General features: G+C 58.6%; 13 protein-coding genes. 3 read left to right on the top strand and 10 right to left on the bottom strand.

All coding sequences use genetic code 11. The annotated features are described in order from the left end of the window. Nucleotides 1-15 precede the first annotated feature (15 nt). From betC to BM347_RS00310, 4 genes are all read right to left on the bottom strand, one after another. Nucleotides 16-1,524: a choline-sulfatase gene (betC, locus tag BM347_RS00325; RefSeq protein WP_093914453.1), complete on the bottom strand. Its 1,509-nt coding sequence runs from the start codon at nucleotides 1,522-1,524 to the stop codon at nucleotides 16-18. Continuing rightward, the gene (gene betI / locus BM347_RS00320) at nucleotides 1,521-2,096 is read right to left on the bottom strand and encodes a choline-binding transcriptional repressor BetI (protein ID WP_093914452.1); all 576 of its coding nucleotides are present in this window, start codon (nucleotides 2,094-2,096) and stop codon (nucleotides 1,521-1,523) included. Before betI ends, betC begins: the two co-directional genes overlap by 4 nt. Nucleotides 2,097-2,228: 132 nt before the next feature. Then, nucleotides 2,229-3,131 carry a DMT family transporter gene (locus BM347_RS00315; protein WP_093914451.1) on the bottom strand — a complete coding sequence of 301 codons (903 nt, stop codon included), beginning with the start codon at nucleotides 3,129-3,131 and terminating at the stop codon, nucleotides 2,229-2,231. Nucleotides 3,132-3,168: 37 nt separating this feature from the next. Beyond that, the gene (locus BM347_RS00310) at nucleotides 3,169-3,765 is read right to left on the bottom strand and encodes a LysE/ArgO family amino acid transporter (RefSeq protein WP_093914450.1); all 597 of its coding nucleotides are present in this window, start codon (nucleotides 3,763-3,765) and stop codon (nucleotides 3,169-3,171) included. Nucleotides 3,766-3,964: 199 nt separating this feature from the next. Here BM347_RS00310 and BM347_RS00305 point away from each other — a divergent pair, with 199 nt between their 5' ends. Continuing rightward, the gene (locus BM347_RS00305; protein ID WP_093914449.1) at nucleotides 3,965-4,210 is read left to right on the top strand and encodes a hypothetical protein; all 246 of its coding nucleotides are present in this window, start codon (nucleotides 3,965-3,967) and stop codon (nucleotides 4,208-4,210) included. Between the two features lie 103 nt (nucleotides 4,211-4,313). On the opposite strand, the gene BM347_RS00300 is transcribed toward BM347_RS00305, so the two are convergent. Further along, complete coding sequence (locus BM347_RS00300; RefSeq protein WP_093914448.1) at nucleotides 4,314-5,054, bottom strand: YebC/PmpR family DNA-binding transcriptional regulator; 741 nt, start codon at nucleotides 5,052-5,054, stop codon at nucleotides 4,314-4,316. A gap of 189 nt (nucleotides 5,055-5,243) precedes the next feature. Between BM347_RS00300 and BM347_RS00295 the strand changes: the two genes are divergently transcribed. After that, nucleotides 5,244-7,016 carry an SLC13 family permease gene (locus tag BM347_RS00295; protein WP_093914447.1) on the top strand — a complete coding sequence of 591 codons (1,773 nt, stop codon included), beginning with the start codon at nucleotides 5,244-5,246 and terminating at the stop codon, nucleotides 7,014-7,016. A 108-nt stretch (nucleotides 7,017-7,124) separates the two neighbouring features. Here BM347_RS00295 and BM347_RS00290 read toward each other — a convergent pair whose 3' ends face one another. From BM347_RS00290 to mgtE, 5 genes are all read right to left on the bottom strand, one after another. Beyond that, complete coding sequence (locus BM347_RS00290) at nucleotides 7,125-8,897, bottom strand: SLC13 family permease (protein ID WP_093914446.1); 1,773 nt, start codon at nucleotides 8,895-8,897, stop codon at nucleotides 7,125-7,127. 34 nt (nucleotides 8,898-8,931) lie between these two features. Continuing rightward, nucleotides 8,932-9,861, bottom strand: a complete 930-nt coding sequence (locus BM347_RS00285; protein ID WP_093914445.1) for a DMT family transporter — start codon at nucleotides 9,859-9,861, stop codon at nucleotides 8,932-8,934. Next, on the bottom strand, nucleotides 9,858-10,670 hold the full coding sequence (locus BM347_RS00280; protein ID WP_093914444.1) for a TIGR00282 family metallophosphoesterase: 813 nt from the start codon (nucleotides 10,668-10,670) through the stop codon (nucleotides 9,858-9,860). The genes BM347_RS00285 and BM347_RS00280 overlap by 4 nt, the downstream gene beginning before the upstream one ends. A gap of 134 nt (nucleotides 10,671-10,804) precedes the next feature. Further along, complete coding sequence (locus tag BM347_RS00275; protein ID WP_093914443.1) at nucleotides 10,805-11,368, bottom strand: 5-formyltetrahydrofolate cyclo-ligase; 564 nt, start codon at nucleotides 11,366-11,368, stop codon at nucleotides 10,805-10,807. Further along, on the bottom strand, nucleotides 11,365-12,762 hold the full coding sequence (gene mgtE, locus BM347_RS00270; RefSeq protein ID WP_093914442.1) for a magnesium transporter: 1,398 nt from the start codon (nucleotides 12,760-12,762) through the stop codon (nucleotides 11,365-11,367). Before mgtE ends, BM347_RS00275 begins: the two co-directional genes overlap by 4 nt. A 116-nt stretch (nucleotides 12,763-12,878) precedes the next feature. Here mgtE and guaD point away from each other — a divergent pair, with 116 nt between their 5' ends. Further along, the gene (gene guaD / locus BM347_RS00265) at nucleotides 12,879-14,171 is read left to right on the top strand and encodes a guanine deaminase (RefSeq protein WP_093914441.1); all 1,293 of its coding nucleotides are present in this window, start codon (nucleotides 12,879-12,881) and stop codon (nucleotides 14,169-14,171) included. Nucleotides 14,172-14,225: the final 54 nt, after the last annotated feature.

Genomic DNA, 14,225 nt, shown 5'->3' with positions numbered 1-14,225 from the left:
CTATTCGGTAAATGTCTATTCGCCGCGCGGGAAGCGTTTGTTCTCTTCTAGCACGTTCAGGTCCATATGGTTGCGCATGTATTGTTCAGACGCATTTCGCAGAGGCTGGTAATCCCACGGGTAATAGCCGCCCTTGCGCAAAGACTCGTACACAACCCAGCGGCGGGCCTGGCTTTTGCGCACATCGGCGTCAAAGGCGTCCAGATCCCAGCGGGCGTCGGCCTTGGCGCGCAAGGTCTGGCGCGTGCCTTGGTGAGCCGGTTCCTCGGCCAGATTGGTCAACTCGTGCGGGTCGGCGTCCAGATCAAACAGTTGATCGGGGTCCAGCGCACAGCGGTTGTATTTCCACTTGCCATAGCGCAGCGATACCATCGGGGCATAGGATGCTTCGGCGGCGTATTCCATGGCGACGGGTTCGGTGCGTTCCACCCCCTGCCCCATGGGCACCAGCGACTGGCCCGTGGTCCATTCCATCACCTCGTCCATCGACACGCCCGCCAGATCACAAAGGGTCGGGCAGACGTCGATATTGCTGACGGGAGTTTCGTTCAAACCGGGTTCCATCTGCGGGGCGGCGATCATCATCGGCACGCGGGATGACCCCTCAAAAAAACTCATCTTGAACCACAACCCGCGCTCGCCCAGCATATCGCCATGGTCCGACACAAACACGATAATTGCCTCTTGGCGGGTATCCTCAAGCGTTTGCAAAATCTCACCGATCTTGTCGTCAAGATAGCTGATGTTCGCAAAATACGCTTGGCGGGACCGTTTGATGTTCTCCTCGGTGATGTCAAAGCTGCGCCAGTCATTCGCATCAAAGATACGTTTGGAATGGGCGTCTTGGGCGTCATAGCCCAGATCACCGACCTGCGGCATCAGATGCTCGCAGTCGTTGTACAAGTCCCAATATTTCTTGCGCGCCACGTAAGGGTCGTGCGGGTGGGTAAAGCTGACTGTCATGCACCACGGACGGTCATCAAGCCCGCGCGACAAATCATACAGCTTGCGCATTGCCTCGTATGCGACGGCGTCGTCATATTCCATCTGGTTGCTGATCTCGGCCACGCCTGCGCCGGTCACCGACCCCATGTTGTGATACCACCAATCAATCCGTTCGCCGGGCTTGCGGTAATCCGGCGTCCATCCGAAATCGGCGGGATAGATGTCAGTGGTCAGGCGCTCCTCGAACCCGTGCAGCTGATCGGGGCCGACGAAATGCATCTTGCCCGACAGGCAGGTCTGATAGCCCGCACGGCGCAGGTGATGCGCATAAGTCGGCACGCTGGATGGAAATTCAGCGGCGTTGTCATAGACGCCCGTGGCGCTTGGCAATTGGCCCGACATAAACGCCGCCCTACCCGGTGCGCAAAGCGGGCTGGCGGTATAGGCGTTCTTGAACCGCGTCGACCGCGCCGCCAGCTTCTTGAGGTTCGGGGCATGCAGCCAATCTGCCGGACCGTCAGGGAAAAGCGTGCCGTTCAACTGGTCGACCATCAGGATCAGGATGTTTGGTTTGGTCATGGCTTGCTTCCGATCAGGGTGTTCAAAAGGGACAGTGCTTGGGCGCAGGCGGCAGGCGCGCTACCGCTGTCAGACAGGGCCGCACGCAGATACAGCCCGTCAATCAGCGCGGCGAGGGTTTCGGCATCTTGTTCGGGCTGCGTTGAAATAAGCCGCAGCGCGTGGGTCAGATTGGACCGCAACCGCGCCTGATAGACGATCAACAAACGGTAGGTTTCGACATTGGTGCGCGACGATCCGTACAGCGTCATCCACGCGCTAACTGTCGCAGGATCAAAGCAGCTTTCGTCAAAGCTGGCCCTGATGATCGCCTCTGCGCGGGCAGCTGGTGTTCTGGCTTTGCGCAGTTCGCGGCGCACCTCGGCCGAATATTCCGACAGGATGTAGCGCATCGCCGCGAGGAAAATCTGATCTTTGCCGCCGAAATAGTGATGGGCCAGCGCCTTGGACATTCCAGCACGTCGCGCGATCTGATCCACCGTCACATCCAATGACTGCGCGGCCCCGATTTCGGCAATCGTTGCCTTGACCAGCGCATCGCGGCGGATCGGTTCCATTCCAAGCTTGGGCATTGTCGTTCCTCAACGTTTCCGGTCGGTTTGATTCCGGTTTCGAGGGTAGATGTAGGGTTGTTGACCGGCGAGTCAATAACGAGCGAAAATCACAGTTTGCACAAGGCCCGCAGGCCCCGAATTTTGTGCCAGCTAAAGCTTGGTCGCGGGGCTGGCCGGGGTGATCTGCCGGTTCAACATCGCCTCGCGCCAGGTGATAAAGGTCACCGACCCCAAGATCACTAAGCCGCCGATGATCACCCAGATATCAATCGGTTCCGCAAAGACCAACGCACCAAGGGCTGTCGCCCAGACCAACTGCAAAAACGTAACCGGTTGCGTGACCGTCAGCGGTGCGGCGGCAAAGGCAAGGGTCATCGTGTAATGCCCCCCTGTCGCAAAACATGCCACCGCGGCCAAAATACCAAGCTCTTGCCATGTCGGCATGATCCACACGGGCAGCGCAAAGGGGGCCAGCATCAGCGTGACAAACAGTGACATCATCGCAACCACGACCGATGGCTTGACCTCGTCCGCCAACACTTTGGCCAACAAATACGCCCCGCCAAACACCACCGCCGCGATCAACATCGCATAATGGCCCATCGCAAGCTCGCGAAACCCGGGACGCAGGATAATGACGGCACCGACCAGCCCCAAAACAACGGCGATCATCCGACGCAATGCCAGCTTTTCCCCCAGAAACAGCGCCGCACCGATGGTGACATATATCGGCGCGAGATAGTTCATGGCAGTGACCTCGGCGATGGAAATGCGGGTCATCGCGAAAAACCACAAGATCACGCCGATCCCATGTAACCCGCCCCGGACACTGAACAACGCCCATTGACGAGGGGTCAAATGCGCGGCCCGTAAGGCACCGATTGCTGGCAGCAAAAACACCAGCCCAAAACCATATCTGATAAAGGCGGCCTCGGCTGCGGGCAGACGTGGCCCCATGTATTTCACCAGTGCGGTAACACAAATGAACAGCAGGCCGGTTATGACCATCCAGAAAATGCCGACGACGGGCCGTTGTGGGGATTTAGGTTCCATGCGCCATACATTCCTTAATGGCGCGGCGATCACAAGATCACATCAACAGCAACTTGGCCGCAATCGCCCACATGGTGAGCGCGATCAATCCGTCAAGGATTTGCCAGCTACGGGGTTTGGCAAAAAGCGGGCTAAGCAGCCGCGCGCCATACCCCAGGCTAAAAAAGAACACGAAACTAGCGGTCACGGCCCCGACCCCGAAAGCCAGCCGGTTGTCATACTGCGCCGAGATCGACCCCAACAAAACCACCGTATCAAGATACACATGCGGGTTCAGCCAGGTCAGCGCCAGCAACGTCAACAGCGTCCGGCGCAAGGTCAGCGGGCCGGCCCCGTCAGCCTCAAGTACCTCTCCTCCGCGCCAGGCAGAAAGCGCATTTTGCGCACCATACCAGATCAGAAATGCCGCCCCGCCATAGCGCATCACAGGCTCGAACCACGGCACCGCCTGCCCCAACGCCCCAAAACCTGCAACGCCCGCCGCGATCAACGCAGCATCCGACACAGCACAGGTCAGGCACACCCAAAACACATGGCTTTTGCGTAAACCTTGCCGCAAAACAAAGGCATTTTGCGCCCCAATCGCAAGGATCAACGTGAGACTCAGGGCAAAGCCGGGCAGAAAAGCGTTCATGAAACCCTCGTTGAAAGAATAAAACTGCCTAACACGGCTGCCAGAAAAGGCAAACAAGCAAGCTACTTAACCGGGTTTTCCCCTTGACGGCGGATTTTCGCAAATACTGGATGAAACAAATTCGTGATCTCGCGCGTATCCTCTGGCGAAACCCCGCAACAGTACCTATCTGACCATAATCAATTTAAGGAAAACTGTTATGCCAGACGAAAAACAGAAGCTGGAAATCAGCCAAAGCGAATTAGCGCTTATTGAATCGGCACTGCATACGCAGGCAAAAATACTCAGCGTGCAGGCAAGCGCGGGCGGCGCAAAAGCATTGGCGCGCCTGAATGATGTTAAACGCGCGCTGTCCACGATCACACAGCAAAAGCCTACGCCAAAGGCAGAAAAAAAAACGCGCGCGCCTGGTGTCTTTTTTAGCATGTCGCGGATGTTCGGCTGAACGCAAATACGCATCACCCAGTTGCTAAAAAGCCGCTCCCCATCGCTGGAGGGCGGCTTTTTACATCGTGACGCAAGACTGTCAGAAATGACGGCCTGAAGGCCTATAGCTGTTCCATAACCGCGTCAGAGGCTTCGAAATTCGTAGTGACGCGTTGCACGTCATCATCATCTTCCAGCGCATCAATCAGCTTCATCAGCTTCTCCATGCCTTCCAGATCCATCTCGGTGGTAGTGGTGGGTCGCCACACCAGCTTGGTGCTCTCAGATTCGCCCAATTCCGCCTCAAGCGCCGTGGCCACGTCATTCAGATCCGTATCCAGACACCAGATCACATGGCCCTCTTCCGTGCTCTCCACATCCTCAGCACCGGCCTCAATTGCGGCCATCATCACCGTGTCGGCATCGCCTACACTTGCCGGATAGGTGATTTCGCCCTTGCGGTCGAACATGAACCCGACGCTGCCGGTTTCACCAAGATTGCCACCGTTTTTGGTAAAGGTGGAACGAACCGTGGAGGCCGTGCGGTTGCGGTTATCAGTCATCGCCTCAACGATGACGGCAACACCATTGGGGCCATAGCCCTCATAGCGGATTTCTTCGTAATCTTCGCCCTCGCCCGCAGTGGACTTCTTGATCGCGCGGTCAATCACATCCTTTGGCACGGAAACCGATTTGGCCTCTTTAATCGCCAGACGCAAACGCGGGTTTTTATCGGGGTCGGGGTCACCCATTTTGGCGGCAACGGTGATCTCTTTCGACATCTTCGAAAACACCTTCGCGCGCAACTTGTCCTGGCGCCCTTTACGGTGCTGGATATTTGCCCATTTTGAATGGCCTGCCATGGTAACCTCGTCTGCGTAATTCCGGAACTGTGGCCTTATAGGCCAGCGCTTGCCCACGAACAAGCCACGCAGCGCATCAACGCACCCAACTTCTCTGGCTTTCAAATATCCTCGGGGGTTTGGGGGCAGACAGCCCCCATTCTGACTGTTAGGGCTTGGACAAACACCCCAATTCAAGCGATCCATTCCATGACCCAAGACCAGATTACCCTGTTCACACTCTTCGCCGCCGTCTTTGGCATGCTGCTTTGGGGGCGATTTCGCTACGATCTGGTAGCGTTTTCCGCGTTGATGATCGCCGTGGTGCTGGGGGTGGTCGACAGCAAGAATGCCTTTGACGGCTTTGGCCATCCTGCCACGCTGATTGTGGCGCTTGTTCTTGTTGTCTCCGCGGGGTTGGTGCGGTCAGGGGCGGTACTTCTGATCACCCGCACGATGGTTGATGCTTCGCGCAGTCTGGGCGCGCATATTACCATGATGGGGCTGGTCGGCGGTGTTTTGTCCGCCTTCATGAACAATGTGGCGGCGCTGGCATTGCTGATGCCCGTCGACATCCAAACCGCGCGCAAGGCCGGGCGGTCGCCGGGGCTAAGCCTGATGCCGCTCAGCTTTGCGACAATTCTGGGGGGCATGGTGACGCTGATTGGGACGCCGCCTAACATCATCATCGCGTCCATCCGCCAAGAATCACTGGGTGCGCCCTTTGGCATGTTTGATTTTGCCCCGGTCGGCGGGATTGCCGCGATTGCAGGGTTAGCATTTGTGGCGCTGGTCGGCTGGCGCATGATCCCGGCCCGCGATGACAGCGCCCTCAAGCCCGAGGATCTGTCCCAATACATCGCCGAATTGACGGTTCCCGAAGGCAGTAAACAGATCGGCAAACGTCTTGCCGAGCTGCAAGAGACTGCAGATAAATCCGACGTGGCGATGCTGGGACTGATCCGCGACGGGGCCCGCGTCTATGGTCAGGCCCGCAATGTGGCCTTGCAGGCTGGTGATGCCTTGGTGCTTGAGGCGACGCCGGATGCGCTTGACGAATTTCGCAGCACGCTTGATCTGTCGGTCGCAGATAGCACCCGCCAAGACTTACTGCATGCGGACGGAGAAGGTGTCGAGATCATTGAGGTCGTCGTACCAAATGACTCCCGTCTGAACGGGCGCTCGGCCCAGACCATTGGCTTGGCATGGCGGCAAAGGTCGGTGCTGCTTGGTATTTCACGGCAGGGCAAAAAGATCACCGCGCAGCTGCGCAAAACCGAATTGCGGGCCGGCGATATCCTGCTTTTGCTCGTGCCGCGCGATACGGCAGCCCATGTGGTGGAATGGCTCGGTGTGCTCCCCCTCGCCGACCGCGGCCTTGCGGTGACTGAAAACAGCAAGGTGTGGCTGGCCATCGGGTTGTTTGGCGGTGCCGTCACAGCCGCTAGTTTCGGGCTTATCTATCTGCCTGTCGCCCTTGGGTTGGTGGTTGTGGCCTATGTACTGGCCAGGATTGTTCCCCTGTCCGAGCTCTACACCCATATCGAATGGCCGGTGGTGGTGTTGCTGGGGTCCATGATCCCCTTGGGTGCCGCGCTAGAGACATCCGGCGGGACCGAGTTGATCGCGGGCGCTTTGGTCAATCTTACCGGCGGATTGCCCGCATGGGCAGTGTTGACCGTCTTGATGATCGTGACGATGACTTTGTCAGACGTCCTGAACAACACGGCAACCACCATCGTCGCAGCCCCGGTCGGCATTCAGATGGCCCAGACATTAGAAGTGTCGCCTGACCCGTTTCTAATGGCGGTCGCAGTGGCGGCCTCAAGCGCGTTCCTGACGCCGATCGGGCATAAGAACAACACCTTGATCTTGGGGCCCGGTGGCTATTCCTTTGGGGATTACTGGCGGATGGGTTTGCCGCTTGAGATCATCGTAGTTGCGGTTTCCATCCCTGCGATCTTGGTATTCTGGCCATTGTGATGTGATCAAAGCGTGACATGGGGGCCAGCCCCCACACACAGCACAAAATGGGGGCCAGCCCCCATACCCCCGGGATATCTTTGAGCCAGAGAACGAGGGGCGCGCGTTTTACCAGATAAGCGGGATGACCGAAGAGACCAGCACGGACATGGTCAGGTTCAGCGGAATGCCGATGCGCATGAAGTCCGTAAAGCGGTAGCCGCCCGGGCCATAAACCAGCGTATTGGTTTGATAGCCGATGGGTGTTGCGAATGCGCAAGAGGCGGCGATCATGACCGCAACCACCAGCGGGCGCGGGTCCATGCCAAGGGCGGTGCCTAGACTGATGGCGATGGGGGTCATAATGACGGCAACGGCGTTGTTTGAGACGATTTCCGTCAAGATGGTGGTCAGCAGGAAGACCGAGAAAATCACATAAAACGGCGACAGCGTGCCGAGGAACGGCGCGATATTATCGACGATGAGATTGATCGCGCCCGAATTTTGCAGCCCTGCCCCGATGGCCAGCATCGAAAAGATCAGCGCCAGCAGCCGTCCGTCGATAAAGGTAAAGGCCTCGTCTGCATCAATGCAGCCGGTAACCAGCACAAGCGCCACGGCGATGACTGCCAGCAGCAGGATTGGGGCCACGTTGAGGGCCGCAAAGATAACAATGCCCGCCAGGGCCGTTATCGCAATGGGGGCATGTCCGCGCCGGAACGCGCGCGCCGACGGTTGCGAGACATCGACCATGTCCATGTCGGACGCGAGGCGTTGGATGTCTTCCATCGCCCCTTCGAGCAGCAAGGTATCGCCGACTTTGACGATCAGATCGTCCAATTGCCGACCGATATTCTGGTTCCGGCGGTGCACCGCCATCGGATAGACCCCGTAGCGGCGGCGCAGGCGCAGCGCGCCCAAGGACCGGCCCACCATTTTACAGCCCGGCGTGATCAGCACCTCGACCGTTGAGGTTTCCACCGCAGACACCTGATCGACGCGTTTGAGCTCCTTGTTGGCTTGCAGGCTCAGCAGCTCTGTCATCTGTGTGCGCAGCACCACGCGGTCGCCTACCCGCAGCTGAACCGCCGCAAGATCGCGCCGCAGGGATTGATCGCCGCGCACCACATCGATCAACCGCACGCCTTCACGTTTGAACAATTGCACGTCCAGCACTTCACGCCCGATCAGGTTGGATTCCGGCGGGATCACCGCCTCGGTAAAGAACTTCATCTTTGAGCGGTCCGACAGCATATTGGCCATGCTATCGCGCGCGGGCAGAAGCCGGGGCGCGAAGACTGCCATGTAGATAAGCCCCCAAGCGCAGACCACCAGACCAATAGGCAGAATTTCAAAAATGCCAAAGGGGTCAAGCCCCTGACTGCGGGCCACCCCATCCACCAATAGGTTGGTCGAGGTCCCGATCAGGGTCAGCGAGCCGCCCATGATCGCCGCATAGCTCAGCGGGATCAACAGTTTGGAGGCTTTGGTCCCCAAGGTCTGGCTAAGCTGTACCACCACGGGGATCATCACCACCACCACAGGCGTGTTGTTCATAATGGCCGAGGCCGCCATAACGGCGATGATCACCCCCACCACTGTGGTTTTCGGATTGGTTTTCGCATAGCGTTCGGCCAGACGTGTCAACACATCCAGCGCGCCCGTGCGCACCAACGCCCCCATTACAATAAACATAGCCGCAATCGTCCAGGGGGCCGAATTTTGCAGCACCGCTTGCGCATCATCATAAGGCAGAATGCCAAGCACCAGCATCAGCGCGGCCCCGGCAAGGGCGACCACCTCGGTCGGGAGGGATTCGCGCAAGAACATGACAAACATCACAGCAACAATCGTCAACGCGAGGATCGCCGAGGTGCTTTGCGACAGGTTCAGAAGGTCCATTCGAGGTATATCCAGCCTATCAAGGAGGTATGAGCTAGCCGTCAGTTTCGCCGATTGCAGCAGTTTGGGCAAGCGCCGCTTTGGGCCGTGGCTGCACCAAATACAGGCCCGCAAACATGATGCCAAGGGCGATCCACAGCGTCGGGGCATAGGTTTCGGACAGGATAAGTTTGGCCCAAAGCAAACCGAACCCCGTTACAAGATAGCTGACCTGAACGGCAAAGACCGGCCCAGCCCGTGCGACCAGCCAGACGTAACCCGCATAGACAGCCATATGCACCAGTGATGACACCACCAACGCCCATTGTGCAATGTCCCATGGCGGGGTCGGGTCGATAAACTGGCCCGTCATCAGGGCCACCGGCAGGGTCAAAACGGCCCCGACGATCGACGCGCCCTGCAACACCTGAAAGGCACCCAGATCAAGGGTGCCCCATTTGGCGATGATATTCCCCTCGATCGCATAGCACAGGCCCGCGATCAGCCCGATCGCGATCCAGAATGCCGGCAGGTTCATGGAGACATCAGCCCCCGGCAGCACCAGCAAAAGCACCCCCACCAAGCCGCAGGCCAGTCCGGCAAGGCGGCGATAGCTGAAATGATCCAACCCCATAGCAAGCGCGATGGGAAAGGCAAAGATCGGCACAAGGCTAAGCAGCAGCGACAGCACCCCTGACGGCAGCCAGACCGCCGCCTGATACGATGCTGAGTTCGGCAGCACGGTACCGATCACCGCGAGGATAAGATACAACCGCAGATAGCACGGACCAAGCGGAAGGCGCTGGCGGCGCAGGGTGCTGATCAACGTCATGAACACCGCGCCGATCACCATCTGCCAGAACACCAGCCCGAAATGCTGATAGCCCGTGCTGACCGAAATCTTGGTCATTGGTTGGGTAAAGCCCCAGCCCGCCCCCAGCACCGCCAAGAACGCCGTGAAAAAGGCGACTTGTGCGCGTGTCACGGGGCGCTTTGTTGCAGTTTGCCGCCTTGGCGCACTGGAACGATGCGGGTTGCCTTGCCGGTGCGATCATCGGTTTCGATGTAGACACCAGACAGGGTTGCCTCGTCATTGGCGGGGGTAAAGCGGTCTTTGGGCATACCGGTGATAAAGCGGCGCAGGGGTTCGGTTTTTTCCATCCCGATGACGGAATGATAATCGCCGCACATCCCCGCATCGGATAAATAGGCCGTCCCGCCCGGCAAGATCATCGCGTCAGATGTGGGCACATGGGTATGGGTGCCAACAACAAGGCTGGCGCGCCCGTCGCACCAATGCCCCATGGCCATTTTCTCGGATGTGGCTTCGCAATGCATATCGACAATCACCGCAGAGGCCAAGCCGCCCAAGGGGTGGGTTTTCAGCACCGGCTCCAACGCTGAAAACGGATCATCGAAGGGGCGTTTCATGAACACCTGACCAAGCGCCTGAACGACCAGTACCTTGCGACCATTCTGCGCGGTGAAAAGGCGCGCACCCTTGCCCGGCGCATTTTTCGAGAAATTCAAAGGCCGGATAATACGCTGTTCCTGCTCGATAAAGCTAAGCATATCTTTTTGGTCGAACGCATGATCGCCAAGGGTCAGACAGTCGGCCCCTGCCTCAAGCAGAGTTTTCGCATGCAACCCAGACAGCCCCATCCCCGAGGTCGCGTTTTCGCCATTCACCACGACGAAATCCAGCTTCCAGTCTTTGCGCAGACGGGGCAGGTTTTCGCTAATTGCACGGCGGCCGGCACGGCCCATGACATCGCCAAGAAAGAGTATTTTCATGTCCCAAGCGTTAGGCCGCGACGCGGACAAGGGCAAGGGGCTGCGCGTCGGAAATTTAGCCGCAGGGCCAAAACGCGGCGTTGCTGTCGCTTAGCCGCATGACGAGACAACGCAATGGGCGCGCCGGACATCCGTCACCGTTTTATGTCAATCACACCCGCTTCGGTCACGATCAGGTCAAGCGGTTCATCCGTGGGCTCTAACGGCAGGTCATCGACCTCTTGCCCGGCGAAGCCAAAACCAATCGCCAGCGTCGCCCGCCGCGCGCGCAGTTGTGCCAAGGTGCGATCATAAAACCCACCGCCATAGCCCAGCCTATCGCCGCCCCGCGTAAAGGCCAGCAAGGGCACGATCAGGATTTCCGGTTCGAAATAGTCCTCGAACACAGGCACCTGCGCACCAAACGGCCCCTTGGTCATCGCTGCCTGGGGCGTCCAGCGGGAAAAGCGCAAAGGTTCGCCCGCAGCGGCAATGACGGGCACACCCACCACCCCATGAGCCGACGCCTCTGCCATGGCGGGTAGCGGGTCAATTTCTGTCCGTATCGGCATGAAGCCAGACAAAGGCACGCCGCGATAGCCCGCTAGAACCTCGCTTAGGTATCCAGCCTGCGCGTCGTTGGCCGCATCAAACAGCGGTTTGCGCCGGGCAAACGCGGCCTTGCGCGCCGCGTCTTTGATGGCGGTCAGATCGGTCACAGCAACACAGCAGCGGCCAGCCCGAGAAAGGCGAAAAAGCCGACCACATCGGTTACAGTGGTCACAAAGGCCCCCGATGCAAGCGCCGGATCGACCCCCACCCTTTCCAGCACAATCGGGATGCCGGTGCCAGCCAACCCGGCCACCACCATATTGATCACCATCGCGACCGCGATCACATAGCCCAGCGCGGGTGATCCGAACCAGATCACCCCCACAATGCCCATGATCACCGCAAAAATCACCCCATTGACCAAACCCACCAGACATTCACGCCGGATCACCCGCCACACGTTCGATCCGGTCAAATCGCGCGTCGCAATGGCGCGCACGGCGACGGTCAGGCTTTGCGTTCCCGCATTTCCGCCCATGGACGCCACGATCGGCATCAACACGGCCAGCGCCACAATCTGCGCAATCGCGACCTCGAACTGGGAAATCACCATGGATGCGGCAATCGCAGTCAGCAGGTTCACAGCCAGCCACGGCAGGCGTTGTTTTGTCGTCTCGATCACACGGTCCGACAACGACCCCTCGCCCACCCCAGCCAGGCGCAAGATGTCTTCCTCGTGTTCCTCATCCAGAACGGTCATGGCGTCATCAATTGTAATCACCCCAATCAGCCGACCCTCGTCGTCGACAACTGGTGCCGAAATCAGGTGGTACTGGTTAAACGCATAGGCCACATCGCCCTCGGGCTGCGTGGCCGGAATGACCTGAAATGTATCTTCCAGAATATCCCTAAGCAGCGTCGCCCGCTTTGAGCGCATGAGCTTGCCCAAAGTCACATTGCCCACCGGGTGCATCCGCGGATCGACCAAGACGATGTGATAAAACTGGTCCGGCAGATCATCCTCGGGGGTTTTGCGCAGGAAATCGATGGCTTGACCCACTGTCCAATGTTCCGGGGCCATCACGACCTCGCGCTGCATCAAGCGTCCGGCGGAATACTCAGGATAGGCCAGCGCCTGTTCGACCGCCGCCCGGTCCACATCCTCCAAGGCGTCCAAAATCGTCTCGGCCTGCGCGTCCTCAAGGTCCTCGACCAGATCAACCACGTCGTCGCTGTCCATGTCGCGCACAGCATCAGACAAAACCTGCGGCGCAAGAACCGCGATCACTTCCTCGCGGATGGACTCGTCCAGCTCCGACAGGATTTCCCCGTCGAACTCTCGGTCATAAAGCCGGATCAGCTTGGTGCGCTCGAAACTGCTGATTTGTTCCAAAAGGTCGGCGATGTCAGCCGCGTGTAACGGTTCCATCAACTCGGTCAGCCGCTCGGCATCATCAATCTCGACCGCATAAAGGATCGAAGCAACGGCCTTTTGGTTCAGTTTATAGGCTTCGTCTTCTGCTTCGGGCGCCAATTCCAGTTCTTGCGTTTGATCAGACATAGCGCGTCCCCATAAAGATTTGCGCTAACAATAAGCGCCGCCAAGCAGGGATACAATGGTGCGAAAAGCCCATCCGACCGATTGTCCCTACCGCCGCGACAGCCTAAGATGGCGCAATGACACAGCACATGCTTCTCCTCGGCCACACCCTGCTATTCTCGGGCAATCCGCTCTCCCAAAACTGGGAAGATACGGTGTCAATCGACAGTACCGGCGGCGTATTGATCAAGGACGGCCATATCGCCGAAGTCGGATCGGCCGACGCCTTGCGCAAAGCCTATCCCACTGCGCAGATCACCGATTATGGCGATGCGCTTATTTGCCCCGGATTTGTCGATGCCCATGCACATTATCCCCAGACCGCCATCATCGCCAGCTGGGGGAAGCGACTGATTGACTGGCTGAACCGCTATACATTCCCCGAGGAAATGCGCCTGTCTGACCCAGATTATGCCCGCGAGATTGCAGGGCGCTATCTGGATCTCACCCTTGCCCACGGCACGACAACGGTTAGCAGCTATACCACAATCGCCCCACACAGCGTCGATGCGATCTTTGACGCGGCCGCCACGCGCGGTCAGCGGATCGTCGCCGGCAAAACCTGTATGGACCGCAATGCGCCAGAGGGCCTGCGCGACACGGCGCAATCGGCCTATGATGATAGCAAGGCCTTGATCGACCGCTGGCATGGCAAAGGCCGCGCCAGCTATGCGATCACCCCGCGTTTCACACCAACCTCAAGCCCCGAACAGCTTGCCGCTCTGGGCACGCTCTGGTCCGAGCGACCCGATTGTCTGATGCAAACCCATCTAAGCGAACAGGTCGATGAAATCGCATGGGTCCGCGACCTCGCCCCCCATGCCCGCGACTATCTGGATACCTACGAAGAACATGGCCTGCTCGGTGACCGCGCCGTTTTCGGTCATGCGATCCACCTTGAACCGCGCGAAATCGACCAAATTGCAGGCAGCGGCGCGTCTATCGTCCATTGCCCCACCTCGAACACCTTTATCGGGTCGGGACTGTTTGACATGGCAGGCCTTGCCGCGCGCTATATCCCTATTGGACTGGCCACCGATACGGGCGGCGGTTCTTCCTTCTCGATGCTGCGCACGATGGCCGCGGCCTATGAGATCGGCCAATTGCGTGGCACCCCCCTGCACGCTGCCCAGTTGATCTGGCTCGCCACCGCCGGTTCCGCCCGCAGCTTGCACCTGCATGACAAAATCGGCAGCCTTGCCCCGGGGTTTGAGGCTGACATCACCGTGCTCGACCTGTCATCCACCCCTGCCATCGCCCAAAGGGCAAACAACGCCGAAACCATCTGGGACCAACTCTTTGCCACCATCATGATGGGCGATGACCGCGCCATCCAAGATGTCTGGGTCGGCGGCAAAAAACGAACCTAATCTGTCGCATTTCAAAGCTATTTCATTTTGCCAAGAAAACTCCTTGCGGAGCAT

It is taken from the genome of Sulfitobacter marinus (genome assembly GCF_900116285.1).
GTDB lineage: Bacteria > Pseudomonadota > Alphaproteobacteria > Rhodobacterales > Rhodobacteraceae > Sulfitobacter > Sulfitobacter marinus.
This window is presented reverse-complemented; position numbering and strand designations above follow the sequence as displayed.

What these genes read in the sequence shown, in the direction of transcription:
- BM347_RS00300 (WP_093914448.1), bottom strand. Translation starts at nt 5,054, where the DNA reads ATGGCAGGCCATTCAAAATGGGCAAATATCCAGCACCGTAAAGGGCGC.
- BM347_RS00295 (WP_093914447.1), top strand. Translation starts at nt 5,244, where the DNA reads ATGACCCAAGACCAGATTACCCTGTTCACACTCTTCGCCGCCGTCTTT.
- guaD (WP_093914441.1), top strand. Translation starts at nt 12,879, where the DNA reads ATGACACAGCACATGCTTCTCCTCGGCCACACCCTGCTATTCTCGGGC.
- BM347_RS00280 (WP_093914444.1), bottom strand. Translation starts at nt 10,670, where the DNA reads ATGAAAATACTCTTTCTTGGCGATGTCATGGGCCGTGCCGGCCGCCGT.
- BM347_RS00290 (WP_093914446.1), bottom strand. Translation starts at nt 8,897, where the DNA reads ATGGACCTTCTGAACCTGTCGCAAAGCACCTCGGCGATCCTCGCGTTG.
- betI (WP_093914452.1), bottom strand. Translation starts at nt 2,096, where the DNA reads ATGCCCAAGCTTGGAATGGAACCGATCCGCCGCGATGCGCTGGTCAAG.
- BM347_RS00310 (WP_093914450.1), bottom strand. Translation starts at nt 3,765, where the DNA reads ATGAACGCTTTTCTGCCCGGCTTTGCCCTGAGTCTCACGTTGATCCTT.
- betC (WP_093914453.1), bottom strand. Translation starts at nt 1,524, where the DNA reads ATGACCAAACCAAACATCCTGATCCTGATGGTCGACCAGTTGAACGGC.
- BM347_RS00305 (WP_093914449.1), top strand. Translation starts at nt 3,965, where the DNA reads ATGCCAGACGAAAAACAGAAGCTGGAAATCAGCCAAAGCGAATTAGCG.
- mgtE (WP_093914442.1), bottom strand. Translation starts at nt 12,762, where the DNA reads ATGTCTGATCAAACGCAAGAACTGGAATTGGCGCCCGAAGCAGAAGAC.
- BM347_RS00315 (WP_093914451.1), bottom strand. Translation starts at nt 3,131, where the DNA reads ATGGAACCTAAATCCCCACAACGGCCCGTCGTCGGCATTTTCTGGATG.